At 64.2% G+C, this 16,253-nt stretch carries 20 protein-coding genes and 1 other RNA gene; 6 read left to right on the top strand and 15 right to left on the bottom strand.

Annotated elements, in window-relative coordinates:
- Positions 1-154: 154 nt before the first annotated feature.
- The 3 genes from ONR75_RS26860 to ONR75_RS26870 form a co-directional block, all read right to left on the bottom strand.
- Positions 155-658, bottom strand: coding sequence for a GDSL-type esterase/lipase family protein (locus ONR75_RS26860; protein WP_320109666.1), 504 nt, complete (start codon positions 656-658; stop codon positions 155-157).
- 193 nt (positions 659-851) lie between these two features.
- Entirely contained in the window at positions 852-1,658 is an 807-nt protein-coding gene (locus ONR75_RS26865; RefSeq protein WP_265079931.1) for a helix-turn-helix transcriptional regulator, read from the bottom strand.
- The gene (locus ONR75_RS26870; protein WP_265079932.1) at positions 1,655-1,936 is read right to left on the bottom strand and encodes a hypothetical protein; all 282 of its coding nucleotides are present in this window, start codon (positions 1,934-1,936) and stop codon (positions 1,655-1,657) included. The genes ONR75_RS26865 and ONR75_RS26870 overlap by 4 nt, the downstream gene beginning before the upstream one ends.
- A 245-nt stretch (positions 1,937-2,181) precedes the next feature.
- On the opposite strand from ONR75_RS26870, the gene ONR75_RS26875 reads away from it, so the two are divergent.
- The 3 genes from ONR75_RS26875 (at position 2,182) to ONR75_RS26885 (ending at position 5,363) form a co-directional block, all read left to right on the top strand.
- Positions 2,182-4,062 carry an autotransporter outer membrane beta-barrel domain-containing protein gene (locus tag ONR75_RS26875; protein ID WP_265079933.1) on the top strand — a complete coding sequence of 627 codons (1,881 nt, stop codon included), beginning with the start codon at positions 2,182-2,184 and terminating at the stop codon, positions 4,060-4,062.
- A gap of 333 nt (positions 4,063-4,395) precedes the next feature.
- Positions 4,396-4,752, top strand: a complete 357-nt coding sequence (locus ONR75_RS26880) for a tetratricopeptide repeat protein (RefSeq protein WP_265079934.1) — start codon at positions 4,396-4,398, stop codon at positions 4,750-4,752.
- Complete coding sequence (locus ONR75_RS26885) at positions 4,680-5,363, top strand: tetratricopeptide repeat protein (protein ID WP_413776541.1); 684 nt, start codon at positions 4,680-4,682, stop codon at positions 5,361-5,363. Before ONR75_RS26880 ends, ONR75_RS26885 begins: the two co-directional genes overlap by 73 nt.
- Before the next feature lie 119 nt (positions 5,364-5,482).
- Here the strand turns inward: ONR75_RS26885 and ONR75_RS26890 are convergent, their stop codons facing one another.
- Positions 5,483-6,592, bottom strand: coding sequence for an alkene reductase (locus ONR75_RS26890; RefSeq protein ID WP_265079936.1), 1,110 nt, complete (start codon positions 6,590-6,592; stop codon positions 5,483-5,485).
- 403 nt (positions 6,593-6,995) lie between these two features.
- Between ONR75_RS26890 and ONR75_RS26895 the strand changes: the two genes are divergently transcribed.
- The 3 genes from ONR75_RS26895 (at position 6,996) to ONR75_RS26905 (ending at position 10,286) form a co-directional block, all read left to right on the top strand.
- The gene (locus ONR75_RS26895) at positions 6,996-8,312 is read left to right on the top strand and encodes an ABC transporter substrate-binding protein (protein WP_265083815.1); all 1,317 of its coding nucleotides are present in this window, start codon (positions 6,996-6,998) and stop codon (positions 8,310-8,312) included.
- Positions 8,313-8,544: 232 nt separating this feature from the next.
- The gene (locus ONR75_RS26900) at positions 8,545-9,423 is read left to right on the top strand and encodes a carbohydrate ABC transporter permease (protein WP_265079937.1); all 879 of its coding nucleotides are present in this window, start codon (positions 8,545-8,547) and stop codon (positions 9,421-9,423) included.
- Between the two features lie 11 nt (positions 9,424-9,434).
- Positions 9,435-10,286: a carbohydrate ABC transporter permease gene (locus ONR75_RS26905; RefSeq protein ID WP_265079938.1), complete on the top strand. Its 852-nt coding sequence runs from the start codon at positions 9,435-9,437 to the stop codon at positions 10,284-10,286.
- A 43-nt stretch (positions 10,287-10,329) separates the two neighbouring features.
- Here ONR75_RS26905 and ONR75_RS26910 read toward each other — a convergent pair whose 3' ends face one another.
- The 11 genes from ONR75_RS26910 to ONR75_RS26960 form a co-directional block, all read right to left on the bottom strand.
- Positions 10,330-10,614, bottom strand: a complete 285-nt coding sequence (locus ONR75_RS26910; RefSeq protein ID WP_265079939.1) for a hypothetical protein — start codon at positions 10,612-10,614, stop codon at positions 10,330-10,332.
- A 123-nt stretch (positions 10,615-10,737) separates the two neighbouring features.
- Positions 10,738-11,181 (bottom strand): periplasmic heavy metal sensor, encoded by a 444-nt coding sequence (locus ONR75_RS26915; protein ID WP_265079940.1) that lies wholly within the window; start codon positions 11,179-11,181, stop codon positions 10,738-10,740.
- Complete coding sequence (locus ONR75_RS26920) at positions 11,178-11,597, bottom strand: hypothetical protein (protein WP_265079941.1); 420 nt, start codon at positions 11,595-11,597, stop codon at positions 11,178-11,180. Before ONR75_RS26920 ends, ONR75_RS26915 begins: the two co-directional genes overlap by 4 nt.
- A complete protein-coding gene (locus ONR75_RS26925) occupies positions 11,594-12,151 on the bottom strand; it encodes an RNA polymerase sigma factor (RefSeq protein ID WP_265079942.1) in 558 nt (185 codons plus the stop codon). Before ONR75_RS26925 ends, ONR75_RS26920 begins: the two co-directional genes overlap by 4 nt.
- Before the next feature lie 73 nt (positions 12,152-12,224).
- Complete coding sequence (locus tag ONR75_RS26930) at positions 12,225-12,518, bottom strand: hypothetical protein (RefSeq protein ID WP_265079943.1); 294 nt, start codon at positions 12,516-12,518, stop codon at positions 12,225-12,227.
- A gap of 34 nt (positions 12,519-12,552) precedes the next feature.
- Positions 12,553-13,269 carry an outer membrane protein gene (locus ONR75_RS26935; RefSeq protein WP_265079944.1) on the bottom strand — a complete coding sequence of 239 codons (717 nt, stop codon included), beginning with the start codon at positions 13,267-13,269 and terminating at the stop codon, positions 12,553-12,555.
- Positions 13,270-13,489: 220 nt separating this feature from the next.
- The gene (locus ONR75_RS26940) at positions 13,490-14,314 is read right to left on the bottom strand and encodes a TIGR00282 family metallophosphoesterase (RefSeq protein ID WP_265079945.1); all 825 of its coding nucleotides are present in this window, start codon (positions 14,312-14,314) and stop codon (positions 13,490-13,492) included.
- 1 nt (position 14,315) lies between these two features.
- Positions 14,316-14,909 carry a 5-formyltetrahydrofolate cyclo-ligase gene (locus tag ONR75_RS26945; RefSeq protein ID WP_265079946.1) on the bottom strand — a complete coding sequence of 198 codons (594 nt, stop codon included), beginning with the start codon at positions 14,907-14,909 and terminating at the stop codon, positions 14,316-14,318.
- A 194-nt stretch (positions 14,910-15,103) separates the two neighbouring features.
- Positions 15,104-15,263, bottom strand: a non-coding RNA gene (ssrS, locus tag ONR75_RS26950) — 6S RNA.
- 269 nt (positions 15,264-15,532) lie between these two features.
- Positions 15,533-15,916 (bottom strand): cell division protein ZapA, encoded by a 384-nt coding sequence (locus tag ONR75_RS26955; RefSeq protein ID WP_265079947.1) that lies wholly within the window; start codon positions 15,914-15,916, stop codon positions 15,533-15,535.
- The gene (locus ONR75_RS26960; RefSeq protein WP_265079948.1) at positions 15,913-16,251 is read right to left on the bottom strand and encodes a DUF4164 domain-containing protein; all 339 of its coding nucleotides are present in this window, start codon (positions 16,249-16,251) and stop codon (positions 15,913-15,915) included. Before ONR75_RS26960 ends, ONR75_RS26955 begins: the two co-directional genes overlap by 4 nt.
- Positions 16,252-16,253 lie beyond the last annotated feature (2 nt).

The following is a 16,253-nucleotide window of genomic DNA, read 5'->3' on the forward strand; positions in this document are numbered from 1 at the left end:
GCTTCCCGAAATGAGATGATTGCGACGAACGCAAGGCCCGCCGCAGCATCAGCCGCGGCGGGCCTTGTCGAAAGAACTGCATTGAGAAGTGCGTCACGGAATACGCTCGACTGGTTCCTGATGACCTCCTGCTCCGCCTGCGGGAGAGGTGAAGTTACCTGATCGACCCAACGAGCTGGGCGGCCACCTTCTGATGGCCGGCGGCGGTCAAATGGATGCGGTCGTTCTGCGCCATGCCCGACTGCAGCGCAGACTTGACGTAGCCGTCGGCCTGCACGGTCTTGATGCCGCGCGCCCTGAGCTGCTGCTGGATGCTGGCGATGTTGGCGGCCCGTTGCGGCGGCGTGATCCCCTGGCGCATGTCGTTGCCGCCAAACTGCAGGATAACGATTTTCGTGCCCTCCGGCACGCTGCTGGACAGCCGCGACAGCATGCCCGCGGAGGTGTCGCCGAACACGCCGGCGTTGCGCACCGACATCCCCTTGCCCTTTGCCTGCAGCATCCGCTCCAGCTGGGCGGGATAGGCCTCCGACGCGCCGACGCCGTGACCTTCGGTGTTGCTGGCGCCGAGCGCGACGACCTGCGCGGATGCGGTGTGCGTGACGGCCATAGCGCCGAGCAAAGCCGCAGCAAGCAGCGCCGTTTTCATCGAGATCATCGGTGTTCCCTTCATGTGATCGTTTTGGATTAGCGTCGCCGCCAGCCGATGCGAGTTTTCGCTGCGGCCCGACGAATCCAGCAGGCCACGGCGCCGCGCAGCCTCAGTCACCCAATTGGGTGACTGAGGCTGCGCCAAAGGAGGGCTTCCGTTAGGCTCTGTCGCTCGCGGAGAGGCGTGGAAACGCAGCCGCCTAGGTTGGCGCGCGCTGGATGCGGGCGAGCAGCGACAGCAACTCGGCCTGGCGGGTGGTGCGGGTCTTGGACAGGATGCGCTTCAGGTGCGAGCGCGCCGTCTCGTAGGACATGCCAATCACCTCGGCGACGGCCGGAAGCGGCACTTCCTGCTCGAGCAGCGACAGCACCGTCGATTCCATCACCGTCAAACCGAACATCTGCTGCGTGGTCTCCATGGCCGTCGGCGGTGGCCGGAGGTCGGTGTCGGAGATCAGAAGGATGGCCGTCGCCGGCGAGAAGATTGCGCTGGCGAGACCGGCCAGCGGGATGCCCTGGATCACCAGCGGCCGCTTCGACAGCCGGTGCACCACCACCGGCGGTGCGGCTGCGCTGCGGCCGAGGGCGGCGGTGAGCTGGCCGAGGGCAAGGCTGTCAGGGGCGCGGTCACAGCGCAGCCGGCCGCGCGCCAGCATCAACCCGTTGCCGAGCAGTCGCTCCGCCTGTGCGTTGTGGCGGATCACGCAACCGGCGTGATCGAGCAGGAAACTGGCGCAGCCCAGTGCCGCGAAGGCGTCAAGCATACCGGTGGCGTTGGCGTAGGCCAGCTGGCGCGCCAGCTGCGCGGCGCGGTCGAGATAGGCGCCGAACCGCACCAGATCGGCCTGCTCGCGGTCGGTATAAAAACCTCCGGCGTCCCCGCGCTCCATGACCAGACACCATTCGTCGTCGTCATTGGAGAAGCCGATGCAGGCCGACCAGATCGCATCGTACTTGCGCAGAAAACCGTTGTAGTAGTCGGAGGTCTTCAGCTCCTCCGAGGTCACGAAATCCTGGTCGACGGAGATGCCCTTGGCCCGCAGGTGCGGAATCCCCGCTCGCGCTGATCGCGCAGATGCCATTCGTCCCTGAAGTATTCCTCGAAGCCTTCGCCGAGCGACGAGGAGTGCGGTGTACCGGGACCGCGGCCCCTGAGTGGCAGCAACACCGCGCCGGTGGCATTGGCGTACTGGGCTACCGTATCCATCGCCGCGGTCCATAACGCCGGATCGACGGCGGCGTCGAGCAGCGACAGCGCAGCCCGGTCGAATGAAATAGACCGCATGATTGCTCGATCAATAAGTGATGCCACCGAAAGGCGCAGTGTCGCGCAGTTTCCCGTTTGATTGCAAGTGGTCGCAAAGCCCTGACCGGGCACCCCCGGCACCGCGTCTCACCCAATTGGGGGTAGGATGTGTTGCGGGAATTCGAGAACCTCTCAGAATCGCCCGCAAGCCATCGACGCCGTGCGTTACACGCGGTAAGCGGGATGTATTGCACGATCTCCGCGTTTATTTTGTAAGGCATTTCATGTTTCTCAGGGCCTCAGCCGCAGCATTGCTCCTGGTTTCCACGTCACTTTCCGCCTCCGCGCAGAGCTTCGATCAGTTCCTGGTGTTCGGCCCAAGCAATCTCGACAGCGGCTCCTTCAAGACATCCGGCGGCGACAATCATTTCACAGTCGCGCGCACCAATGGTGCCGCCATGACCCCGTCGGCCGGCCTCATGGTCACCGACTTACTGTCCGCCCGGTTCGGGCTGACCGATGTGTCGCAAGGCGTATCGCCGAACGGCACCAACTACGCGGTGTCCGGCGCGCGCATCACTGCAGCCAACTCCTTCACGCCCGCGTTTGCATCGGCCGCTCTCACGCCAAGCATCACCCAACAGATGACCAACTACCTCGCCTCGACCGGTGGCGTAGCCAATGCGAATGCGCTCTATGTGATCAGCGCAGGCAGCAACGACGTCACCGCTCCCGGCGCCACGCAGGCCGTTCTCGCCACCCAGGCCGGCCTGTTCACGGACTCGGTCGCGCGACTTCAGGCGGCCGGCGCGCGCTACATTCTGATCCCCAACACCAGCAGGGATTTCCTCAATACCCAGATCTACAGCAATCTCACCGCTGCCGGCGTCAACTTCATTCCTGCGGATCTCGCGGCCATGGTCGGCGCAATCCGCGCGACGCCGGAGCGGTTCGGGCTGACGTCGACCGCGGTAGGCACCGTGCCACCGGTACTGACGTCGCCATCCGCCTGTCAGCCGCCCAGCAACGGCTATTCCGGTTACGGACTGTATTGCGTGGCCTCGACGACGCGGCCGGCCCCGAACGTCGCATCTCTCGGTTCGGCCACCGCGCTGCAGACCAGCCTGTTTTCCGACAATATCCATTTTTCGCCGGCCGGCCAGCAGATCGAGTCCGATTACTTCTACAGCCTGATCGTCGCGCCCAGTCAGATCTCGTTCCTGACCGAAAGCGCGATCCAGTTCCGCCGCGGCGTGACGCTGGGCATCCAGGAGCAGATCGACGTCGCACAACGCCGCGGCGGCCCCGGCTTCAATGTCTGGTTCAATGGCGACGTGTCCTCGCTGAAGCTGAACAACAGTTCGGCGGGCTTCCCCAATGACCCGAGCACGCCCATTTCCGGCACGTTGGGCGCCAGCTACAGTTTCGGCGCCCATGCGCTGGTCGGCGCCGCCGTCACGCTGGGATCGCAGGATCCGAGTTTTTCATCGGGCGGCGGCTTCAGGGAGCGAGAGGTCGCCGCGACGATCTTCGGCGCCGCGCGCAGCGGCGCCTTGTGGGCCAATGCGATCATGAGCTTCGGCTGGCTGAAGTACGACGTCAACCGCGTGGTGCCGCTGGGCATTACCTTCGACAGCAATTCCGCCTCCACCCACGGCCGCAATTTCTCGTTCGCAGCGCTGACCGGCTACGATTTCCGCCACGGCGCTGTGACCCATGGCCCGGTGGTCGGCGTGGAAGTGCAGTCGGTAGGCATCGACAACTTCACGGAGACCGGCAGCTTCACCAGCCTGGCCTTTTCCGGCATCGGCCGGACCTCGACGGTCAGCGCGCTGGGCTATCGCGCAGCCGTTGACCTCGGCATTTGGCGACCGTTCGCGCAGGTGACTTGGAATCACGAGTTTGACGACACTGCAGGCCGCACGGTCACGGCCAGCCTGACGACGCTGGCGACGGCGCCGAGCTACTCACTGCCCGTCGTTCAGCTCGGCCGCGACTGGGCCAGCGCCAGCATCGGCACCACCATTGCATTTGCGCAGGACTGGACTGCGCTCGCCGCCGTCAACGCCCAGCTCGGACTATCCGGCGCGATGAATTATGGCGGCCGCTTCGGCATGAACTACGCGTTCGGCGCGCAGCAGGCGGCGAAGTTGATCACCAAATAGCATTTCCGGCCTATAGATTGTAGATCGGCTTTCTTTATCTCTTCCACCTGCGGTCGGGTGAGGTCAGCCACGTCCTGGTGCTGCCTCACCACGATAGAATAAGCATCCGCGACGCATTCGCACCGGACCGTGTCCAAACCAGTGATGCGATGCGCGCCGCGGCCGCGCTGCCCCAAAGTGATCAAGTTTGTGCGGCCGTGCGCTGGCCGCGAAATGCCAGCAGCGACGGCAAGCCGTGGACGATCCGCTGTCTCACAGCCCGAATTGAACCTGTGCGGCCTCTGACAACACAAAATCGCAGACATCCCGAGAATGACGAGCAAGGAATGCGCGATGAGGGCCCTGAAAGCATCGATCTGTGTCGTGGTCGCCGCGCTCGCCCTGAGCCTGTCGCCCAGCGCAACGTCCTACGCGGCAGAGGATGAGGCGACCACCCTCATTCTGCAGATGAAAGAATTTTATCAGGCCGGGAAATACGTGGAGGCGCTGCCATTGGCGCAGAAGTCCCTTGCGCTTCGCGAGAAGGAGTTTGGGTCAGACGATGTGCACGTCGCAATGCCGCTGAATGACCTCGGCACAATCCACTACCAGCTGGGTCAATACGCCGTTGCCGAGCAATTTTACAAGCGCTCACTGGCCGTCAGGAGAAGACGCTCGGTCCGGATGATGCGGACCTCGCAATGGTGCTGAATAATCTGGGCGACGTCTATCGTGCGGAAAAGCGTTACGCGGAAGCTGAGTCGTTTCTCAAGCGGTCCATCGCCATCGGCACAAAAAAGCGCGGCCCTGACGATACGTCGATCGTGCTGCCGTTGAACAACCTCGCCGCTGTCCACAGTCTTCAAGGCCGTAACGACAAGGCCATTCCGATGTTCGAAAGGGCACTGGCCATCCTCGAGAAGGCGAACGGTCCCGACGATCCCGAAGCTGCGGTATCGATGAGCAACCTGGCCAATAGCTACATCCAGCGGCATCGTTATGCGGATGCAGAGCGCCTGCTCAAGAGAGCGATCGTGGTGACGTCGAAAGCGTTCGGCCCCAACCATCCCGACATCGCGCAGGCGCAGAACAATCTGGCAGAACTCTACTCCCGTCAGGGACGTAAGGCGGATGCCGAGTATCTGTTCAAGCAGTCGGCGGCCATGTTTGAAAGGACGCTCGGCCCGAACCATCCGGATCTCGCTGGTGTCCTGGAGAACCTGGCCGGCTTCTACAAGGATCAGGGGCGCTATGCCGACGCCGCACAAGCCCATAAGCGCTCGATGGTCATTCGAGGGAAAACAGAGTCAGGACCGATCTGAGTCCGGACGTAGCGACGCGAGGCGCCCCGACAGACTCGCCGCCAAGAGTGCCTCGCCTTCGTTCGTCTCGCTTGAAACAGGTGATGGCCGCGGCTTGATGAATCTGCCTGCTAAACGACTCAGCCTGCCATGAACGGATAGTCCGTGTAGCCGGCGACATCGCCGCCGTAGAAAGTGGCGCGGTTGTAGGGCGTGAACGCCACCTGGCGCCGGATCCGTTCCGGCAGGTCGGGATTGGCGATGAAGGCGCGGCCGAACGCGATCGCATCGGCATTGCCGGACTCCACCGCCGCCTCTGCCGACGCCGCATCGAAGCCGCCGGCCGTGATCAGCACGCCCGGCCAGAACGGCCGGAACAGTTCGAACGCCGCCGGCACATTGGTGTGGTTGACCTCGGCGCGACCGGAGCCACTCGAACGCGGCTCGACAAAATGCAGATAGGCCAGGCCCGGCGTCTTCAACTCTTCGATGACGTAGGTGTACAGCGGCATCGGATCGGCCTCGCCGGTATCATTGGCGACGCCATAGGGTGACAGCCGTACCGCGACGCGGTCGGCGCCCCACACGTCGATGACCGCCTGCGTGACCTCCAGCAGCAACCGCGCGCGGTTCTCGATGGAGCCGCCATACCGGTCGGTGCGCTGGTTGGAGCGTGACTGCAGGAACTGCTCCAGCAGATAGCCATTGGCGCCGTGCACTTCGACGCCATCGAAGCCGGCCGCCATCGCGTTGCGCGCGCCCTGGCGATAGGCCTCGATTACAGCGGCGATCTCCGCGGTCTCGAGCGCCCGGGGGACTTCATACGGCACCGTCGCACCATCGGCGCTGCGGGTGGTGCCGGAAATGGCGATGGCCGACGCCGACACGGGCAGCACGCCGCCGGGCTGGAATGAGGAATGCGAGGCGCGACCGACATGCCAGAGCTGCAGGAAGATGACGCCGCCTTTGGCATGAGCGGCGTCGGTGACCTGCTTCCAGCCGGCGACCTGCTGCTCCGAATGAATGCCAGGCGTATCCGGATTACCGCGCCCTTCCGGCATGACCTGCGAGGCCTCGGCGATGATCAGGCCGCCTTCGCTCGCCCGCTGACCGTAGTATTCGGCATTGAGCGGCCGCGCAGCGAGGCTGTCGCGATCGGCGCGCATCCGCGTCAGCGGCGCCATCACCACGCGGTGGCTCAGCGTATACGGACCGATCTGCAGCGGCGTGAACAGCGAGGGAGATGGCATCGGGACTCCATTCGGAATTTTGTTGGGCCATGGCAAATGTCGGCCGGGGCGGTCGGTAGAGTATGCCGGTCGAAGCAGCGAAACGGCAAGGCGGTGCGCTCCCCTTCTCACTCCCCGACGCAAGGCTTATCGCCAGGCGGGACGGCGGCACGCGCGGCCATAGGTTTTGCAAAGACCTCAACCGGCCCGCCGGATCTGCGCCTGCTACGAAAGTCGAAGGTACGATCATCGTACAACTCTGGCTAATGCTGCTTTGCAGCATCCAATTCACTTGCCGGATTGATACGCCTCCCTACAGTGGCGGGATAAAAATAAAATATCAGGGAGGACAATTGTGACATCCACGTTTCGTACGTTTGCATTTGCGGCGCTTGCCGGCACGTTTCTCGTCCACGCCGGCGGCGTGGCGTTTGCCCAGGAAAAGAAGATCACGGTCTGGTTCAGCAAGGGCTTCTACAAGTCCGAGGATGAATCGCTGATCGAGGCGATCAAGAAATTCGAAGCCAAGACCGGCATCAAGGTCGAGCTGTCGCAATACGCTATTCAGGACATGATCCCGAAGACGGTGGCGGCGCTGGATTCCGGCACACCGCCGGACGTCGCCTATGCCGACACCTATGACGTGCAGGCCTCCGGCAAGTGGGCATCCGAGGGCAAGCTCGAGGACCTCACCGACATCCTGACGCCGATCAAGGGCAATTTCGCGCCCAACACCATCGAGACGGCATTCCTCTACAATGACGTCACCAAAAAGAAGGCCTATTACGGCTTTCCGCTGAAGCAGCAGTCGATGCATGTGGAAATCTGGGGCGACATGCTGGAGCAGGCCGGCTTCAAGGTCAGCGATATCCCGAAGGACTGGAAGGGTTACTGGTCGTTCTGGTGCGACAAGGTGCAGCCGGCCTACCGCAAGGCATCCGGCACCCGCGCCTTCGGCGTCGGACAGCCGATGGGCGTGGAATCCACAGACTCCTTCCAGTCGTTCTACACCTTCATGGACGCCTACAACGTCAAGCTGGTCGACGACGACGGCAAGCTGCTGGTCGACGATCCCAAGGTGCGCGAAGGCCTGATCGGCGCGCTCCGCGATTACACCGACACCTATATCAAGGGCTGCTCGCCGCCCTCCTCGACCACGTGGAAGGACCCCGACAACAACGTCGCGTTCCACAACAAGACCATCGTGATGACCCACAACTTCACGATCTCGATCGCGGCCAAGTGGTTCGAGGACTCGCAGAACCAGGCACTGACGCCGGAACAGCGCGCCGCGGGCAAGAAGGCCTATGAGGAAACCATCATCACGGCGTCGTTCCCCAACAAGCCCGACGGCACGCCGATCAAGTATCGCTCCGACGTCAAGACCGGCATGATCTTCAGCGCGTCCAAGAACAAGCCGGAGGCCAAGGAATTCGTCAAATTCCTGCTGCAGGAAGAAAACCTGCAGCCCTACATCGAAGGCGCGCTGGGCCGCTGGTTCCCGGTGACCACCGCCGGCCAGAAGAGCGCATTCTGGCAGGCCGACCGTCATCGCAAGGCGGTGTACAACCAGTTCATGGGCGGCACCTCGACGTTCGACTTCGTGAAGAACTACAAGTTCACGATCCTCAACAACGAGAACGCCTGGGCCAAGGCCATGAACCGCGTGGTCAGCGAGAAGGTGCCGGTCGACAAGGCCGTGGATGAGCTGATCGCCCGCATCAAGCAGGTCGCGGGCTAAGTCCGTCATTCCGGGGCGCGCAGCATCGCTGCGCGCCCCGGAGCACCGACCTCATGGTGAGGAGCGCGCCTCTGAGCGCGGGTCTCGAACCATGAAGTGTATTCGTCATCCCGAGCGAATGGCGTGCCATTCGCAGGAGACGCGGCCGAAGACGACCGCTCCTCAGGATGAGGGCACGGCTCGGATCGGCCGTTCTCGGAAGCACGACACCTCGATCTTCTACAGGTACGCCATGACGTCACTCACGCTCTCCTCGCCCCAAGACACGATCCCGCGAAAACCGTGGTCGGCGCGGCTGTCGACGCAGCAGGTCTGGGGGCTGGCGTTGCTGACGCCGTACATGCTCGTGTTCCTGGCTTTCGTCGTCTATCCCGTCTGCTACGGGCTGTGGCTGGCGCGGCATCCGGCGAGCTACGTGGCGCTGTATCACGATCCGATTTTCGCCCGCGCCGCGGTCAACACGCTGATCTTCCTGATCATCGGCATCAATTTCAAAATGCTGATCGCGCTGTTCCTGTCCGGCTTCTTCGTCAACACGCGCACCTGGATCAAATGGCTGTCGGTGCTGTTCATCCTGCCCTGGGCGGTACCGTCGATCCCGACCATCCTGTCGGTGCGATTCATGTTCAATCCCGAATGGGGCATGGTCAATAATCTGATCTTCAGGTTCACCGGCGAGGACGGGCCGAACTGGCTCAACGATCCCACCATCGCGCTGACCATGGCGATCGGCATGCACATCTGGAAGTCGCTGCCGTTCTGGACGCTGATCCTGATCACCGGGCGGCTGGCGATTCCCGACGACCAGTTCGAGGCCGCGGAGGTCGACGGCGCCAGCCCGTGGCAGAAGTTCCGCTACGTCACCTGGCCGTCGATGCGCACGCTGTATCTGACCTGCACGCTGCTCTCGATGATCTGGACGCTCGGCGACTTCAACAGCGTCTATCTGCTCACCGGCGGCGGCCCTGCCGACCTCACCCATGTGCTGGCCACATTGGGCATCCGCTATCTCCGCCTCGACCAGCTCGACCTGTCGATGGCGGCGATCGTCTGCGCGCTGCCGCTGGTGCTGCCTCTGGTCTATGTGATGATGAAACGGTTGTCGCGATGAAGATATCAGAGATGCGCATGCCCACCCTGCGCGAGGTCGGCGTCGAGGCGCGCCTGCTGCTGATCGGCATTCCCGTGTTCATCTGGACCATGCTGCCGCTGTATCACCTGTTCCTGTTCGCGATCTCGCCGAAGCAGGATGCCTTCGCAGGCAAGCTGTGGCCGGATCATCCGACGCTGCACAATTTCGGCATCGTGTTCGGCCAGAAGCACTACTTCCTGCGCGATTTCTGGGCGCAGTTCTGGAATTCCACGGTGATCGCGCTGTCGGTCGGCGTGCTGACGCTGGTGATCGCCACCGCGGCAGCGTTCGCTATCTCGCGGCTACGGGTGCGCGGCGGACGGCTGGTGATGAATCTGGCGCTGTTCACCTACTTCATTCCGGCGGCATTCCTTGCCGTGCCGATGTATCGCACCATGGGCAATTACGGTCTGCTCAACAATCACTGGTCGCTGATCCTGGCCATGGTGACCATCGCCTCGCCCTATGCCATCTGGGTGCTCAAGCAGGCCTCCGACAAGTTGCCGGTCGAGCTCGACGAGGCCGCCATCATGGACGGCGCCACAACGCCCCAGCTGTTCCGGCTGGTCTATCTGCCCTTGATGCTGCCGTCGCTGGTGGCAGTCGGCGCCTATGCGGTGCTGCTGGCGTGGAACGAATATCTCTACGCATTCCTGCTGCTGTCCAAGGACACCGAGATCACCCTGCCGGTAGCGCTCGGCAACTTCCTCGCCGCCGACGACTCGCCGTGGGAACTGCTGATGACCACCGGCCTGATCTATGCGCTGCCGCCGGCGGCGATGTACTACGCCTTCAAGCGCTACATGGTCGGCGGTCTGACGGCCGGTGCAGTGAAGTCGTAGACACCGGCACCGCGACCGGCGCGCGGCCGGATCGCCGGGCCGGCTACCTGCCGGGCCACGTCGACACGGCCTTCTTGCAAGGATCCGACAGCGCGCTGAAATTCTCGTTCAGGCATTTGCGAACCCGACCGCCGCCGGGAATGGTGCCCGCGCATAGTTTGCGGTAGTCCGCCTCGCAGGCCTGGCGGGCCTGGCCGCGGCCGTCCTGTGCCATCGCCACAGACAACGTCACCACCAGGATCCCGATCAGGCATGCCGCCGCGAGCAGCGCCCGCATGAACGTGTCGCTCGGGCGAAAAACGAACCTCTTGCCGTCGTTACGCGGCATCCGTGAATTCACTCGCTGCACCATATCGGCTCCCCATGCTTGAGATCGCTCAGGCCCGGACCATCCAGGCCGATAGAGTTGATACGCACCGGTTGCGGAGATCCCTCGCGGCGCCGCAACGTCTCAGCGCGGAAACCCGCCGACGAGTTGACGTCGCCCTTTCGGAGAAATCTGGTCCAGCGTCTCGATGAAGGTGTCGATCACGGCGTCGCCGATCTTGATGCGCTTGTCGCGCGCATCCAGAATCGCGGCGCGCAATGCGGCCTTGTCCAGCTCCGGCTGTCCCGTCAGTTGCAGCGTCTTGCGCATCGCCCTCAGGTAGTCTGCCTGTAGCGGCAGCATGTCGGGCTGCTTCTCGCGGTAGATCCGCCACAGGATATCTGCATCCTCCTGCGGCAGCCGTGCGGCGATGCGCTCGACCATTCTCAGCGGCATACCGGCATTGGCCGGCGGCCCGTCCGGTTGAAACCACTGCACCGAAACATAGGTCGCCAGCGCGAGATTGATGCAGAGCGATGCCAGGAGCGCCCAGCGCAGGCGCTTCGGCGGAGAGGGCCAGAATGTCATTGGACCCCCCAGGGCGAGATGACGGAACTATCGAACAGCATGCTGACCAGCGACATGCCCTCGTCCGACGGATGATAGGGAAGCGCGCTCGCCAGCCAGACGCCGACCAGTAACGAACAGGCTAGGCCGGTGACCGGAACCATCGATCCCGGCTGCCATAGCCGCCGGTACCAAGGCAGCACCGCCTGTGCCCGCGCGAGGCGCTGCAGGACCGCCAGGCCCGCTTGTCCGGCGCGCGCATTGCCGATGTCGGGCGCGGTTGCGAACAGCCGGTCGAAACCGCGCTGCGCCTCGAGAATTGCCGCGCCGTCCGCGCTCGCCGCGATGCCGCGTGCGGCAGCCTGCGTGGCCACCGGCCAGCGATCGATGTCGCCTCCCCATGTCTCCGCCAATTGCCTGAATTGATCGCGTGTCATACCTGCCTCCCGCCATCCTGAATTTTCCTGACTTGCTCCCTGAGCGCGTCGCGTGCGCGCGCCAGCAGCGACTCGAATGCCTTGGCGCTGATGTTCATGGCCTCGGCGGACTGCTCGCCGCTCAGCCCTTCCATGTGAAACAGCGCGATGGCGCCACGTTGCCGGTCGGACAGATGCGCCATTGCCTGCTCCAGCATCCGCCGCTCCTGATCCGCGATCAGCCGCTCCACCGGTTCGGGCCTGTCATCCCGCACATCGCCTGCGTCTTCGATCGGCGCGAAGGCCGGCTTGCGCACGCGGTCGAAAGCGAGATTGAGCACGATCCGGTAGAGCCAGGTGGTGAACCGCGCCACTGCCGGATCGAACGATGTCGCGCGCGTCCAGATTCGCAGGAAGGCTTCCTGACCGATCTCGTCGGCCTCGGCGGCATTGCGGACGACGCGCTGGGCGACGCGGATGGCGCGCGGCATGTACCGGCCCATCAGGATGCGAAACGCCTGCTGCTGGCGCGCCGCGACCGCCAGCATCAGGGCTTCGTCCGTTTCGTTCTCCATCGCCTGCGTCCCAGGTTCGCCGCGCGGCAACGTCGCACGGACACGCCGGGCTACGGATGCCAATGCCATGGCATCAGCAGCGCCGCCACGCGCCCGCGTACCAGCACCGCCGCGGCGGCGGCACATAGGCGGGCGGTGCGACATAGACGGGCGGCGCAACGTAATACGGCGCCGCCATCGCGTAGCGCGGCCGATAGCAGCCGGGATAGACGCCGACGCCGCGCCAACCATAACGCACGCAGGCCACCGTTTCCACGTTCGAGGCCGCGGCGATGGCGGGACGCAGCGCATCCGGCGCCATCAGCGGCGCTGCCTTGGCCACGGGCGCGGCGACGAGCAGCGCTGCGAGGATCGGAAATTTCCACATGGTGATATCCTTTCTTTCGCTGAGTGATGGACGATCAGAAGCTCCAGTTGACGCCGGCGCGAAGCGTGTGGGTGTCGAGCTTGTGTTCGCGCTCGGCGAAAGCGACGTTGTCGAACGACTGCGCCGCAAGCGTCGCGGTGCCGTAGTTGTCGTAGAGATATTCGAGCCGGAACGTTGTCAGCGGCGAGATGCGGTAGTCGACACCGCCGCCGAGCGTCCAGCCCGCCCGCGTATCGCTCCAGCTCGCGGAAAGCCCGGCGGCGTTGTCGATCGCCTTGTTCTGCACGCCCGCCAGTGCCAGGCCGCCGGCCATGAAGATCATCGCCTGATCGAAGCTATAGCCGAGCCGGGCGCGCAGATGCCCGTTCCAGGTCATCCTGGTCTGCAACTGGGTCAGCGTGGGATCGGGCGCGAGGCCGGTATCGATGGTCGCGCTGCCACCGACGACATTGATGTCAGCCTCAAGACCGCTGACGAAGCGGCCCCGCTGCCTGGCGTAACCGAGCGTGACGCCGCCCATGAACGACTTCGGATCGACGACATGGGATTCACCGGTCGAGGGAATGCCGATTTCTCCGCCGCCCCACAGATAGCCGGCCTGGACGCCGACATAAGGCCCCGCCCAGCTCGGCAGCAGCGGCACCACAGACTGCCGCTGCGCGACAGGCGCCGCCACGCCGAGATCGGCAGCCAACCCCTTGCCGATGCCGGACAGGCCGAGCAGGCACGCCAAACCAATTGCTTTCTTCATGCTGATCCCCTGGTAGCGCGGCGCGATGCGCCGCAAGACAGGGAAGTACGGCCGGCCCACGGATTTCCCTCGGCTGCAGCCGAGGTTTTTAAGCGTCCGGTTCACAAAGCTTAATCCAGCGCGGAGAGGAACCGCCTAGGCTTCAGAGGGAGTGGATTGGACTCTGACGCATGTTTGAGCGGGCTCTGACGCGGGACGTCTTCGCATGGGCGCTGTGCGCTCAGCTCACCCAAAACTCCGGCACCGCCTGCGACAGCCGTCCGCCGAGACGCACGGGCCCCACATGCAGCGCGAGGCCAGTCTTGTCGTCGGTTTCCACCGCGACGCCCGACAGCGTTGCCGGGCCGAAGGCGGGCTCGAAGCGGCCGGAGGGAATGCCGGTGGTGAAGCGGCGCACCGGTTCTTCCTTCTGCATGCCGATCACCGAATCATAGTCGCCGGTCATGCCGGCATCGGTCATGTAGGCGGTGCCGCCCGCCAGGATCTGGTGATCGGCGGTGGGCACGTGGGTATGCGTGCCGACCACGAGGCTGACGCGGCCGTCGCAGAAATAGCCCATGCCCTGCTTCTCGCTCGACGCCTCGCCATGGAAATCCACCACGATGGCATCGGCCGCCTCGACCAGCGGACAAGCGTCGATCTCCTTGCCGATGGCGCTGAAGGGATCGTTGAGCGGCTCCATGAAGACGCGGCCCATGGCGTTGATCACCAGCGCGCGGGCGCCGTTCTTGGTATCGATCAGCGCGGCACCACGGCCCGGCGTGTGGCGCGGAAAATTCAACGGCCGAATCAGCCGCGGCGCACGTTCGATGAACACCAGCGCCTCCTTCTGATTCCAGGCGTGGTTGCCGAGCGTCACCGCATCGGCGCCGGCATCGATCAGATCGTTATAGATGCTCTCGGTGATGCCGAAGCCGCCGGCGGCGTTCTCGCCATTGATGACCACGAGATCGAGCTTCCAGTCGCGCACCAGGCCCGGCAGGCGGTCAAGGATGATGGTGCGCCCGGTCTTTCCGACCACGTCGCCGATAAACAGAATACGCAAATCATAAACTCCGGAAATCGAATGTGCGCGCTTCGGTTAGCACATAATCGAGCTGCACGTCGTGCGGCTCGGCCGGCACGGTGTCGATTTCCTGCACGGCAAAGGCGACGCCAATGGCGATGATGGGCTTGGCGGCATGCAACACTTCGAAGGTGCGATCGTAATGGCCGGCGCCGTAGCCGATGCGGTGGCCGAGGCGATCGAAGGCCGCGAGCGGCACCAGCACGATGTCGGGCAGCACGGCGGGGGATTGCGGCGACGGCTCCATGATGCCGAATTGGCCGCGCAGCAATTGCGCATCCGCATTCCATGCGCGAAAAATCAGCGGCTGCTCGCGCCCCATGATCACCGGCAACGCCAGTTGCGCGCCCTGCGCTTCAAGCTGTCGCATCAGCGGCAGCGGATCGAGCTCGGCGCGGATCGGCCAGTAGCCGGACACGATGGCGCCGGGCTTGATGGCGACGGGGAATTTTTGCGCGGCCATGGCCTGCGCGGCTGCGGCGCGCTGTTCTACGCCCAGCGCCTCGCGGCGTTGGATGGCCGCGGTGCGGAGTGACGACTTATCGGCGTTTGGGGCGTTCTCTGGTGCCGACATCAGCACCGGCACCAATTTCGCGCGGGGGAGTTGGACTCCGCTGTCGTCACCCGCGAAAGCGGGTGACCCAGTATTCCGAGGAGCCGGTGATGCAGCTGAGAGTCCACCGCATACTGGATCCCCGCTTTCGCGAGGATGACAACAGTGCGGATGTGAGCGGCGATGATCAAATCAGCGACAACCAAAAAGAAAAGTGCGAAGCCGCGTTGGCCGTTGAAGCACTCGATCCCGGAGCACCTACGAAAGTAGGTGGGCACCGTGTGACCAGATCCACGGACCTGGTCAGGGACAGTTCCCGTGAGGATCGATAAGGCCCCGGAGAATTATGGCTTCTGACGCGCGACACAGCCTCGCAACAGCAATGTAGGCGCGGTGGGCTGGTTTTGCCAGTGGGAAGTGGGATGTCGCAGCTTTTGCGCCTTCATCGCCCTTCGCCGCATACGCGCCCTGTCGTCGCCCGGCCTGCGCGCAATTGCGCGCCAGGACCGGGCGACTCAGTATGCCGCGACGACAGTGTTCATCCCTCATATCAGTGTTTACTGGGGCCCCGCTTTCGCGGGGACGACAGGCAAAGCCCTTCGCCTCGCCAGTTTCTCACCGGAAAGCGCGCTTGATAGAAGCCCCTACCCGATCGAGACACCGCCGCCGATGGTGCGGTTGAGCACTTGGGTGGTCTTCTCGATGCGCTCCGCAGCGGAATTCAGCGCCGCGGCGACGGCCGCCTGGGTGGCGCGGGCGCGGTCGGCGGCGGCCACGCGGACATCGCGCAAGGCGGCGAGTTCCTCTTCCAGCGCGCGGATCTTCTGGTTGGCGTCGACCAGCTCGTCCGCCACGGTCAGCGCCGCCATCACTGTGAGGCGGGCGTCGCCGATCTCGCCGAATTTTCCGCGCAAATTCTCGACCCGCGCCTCAAGGCTCTCGGCCAAGCGGAGCAGGCGGGTTTCCTGACCCTCCTCGCAGGCCATGCGGTATTGCCGGCCGTTGATGGTGACGTTGACGTGGCTCATGAGGCGTCACCCTCCGGCAGTTCGGAGTCGAGCACGGAACGGATGGTGCCTATGGCGGCGTCGAGGCGGCCGGCGATTTCGCGGTTGGCGCGTTCCAGCCGGCGCGATTTCACCAGCGTGCCGTCGAGTTCGTCGGCCAGCCGCGACCGGTCTGCGCCCAGCGCCTGGATCCGCGTTGCCAGCTCGTCCTCGTCGCGATCGGCCTCGCGGCGTCGCTCCGCCGCGCTCTCCAGCGCATCCAGCGCCGCCATCAGGCGCCGCGTCGCGGCGTCAATCTCGGAGGATCCGCCGAGGGCGGCGTCCGGACTGGGACCATAAGCGGGTCGATCGATCATAC

This window comes from Rhodopseudomonas sp. P2A-2r, assembly GCF_026015985.1.
Classification (GTDB): domain Bacteria; phylum Pseudomonadota; class Alphaproteobacteria; order Rhizobiales; family Xanthobacteraceae; genus Tardiphaga.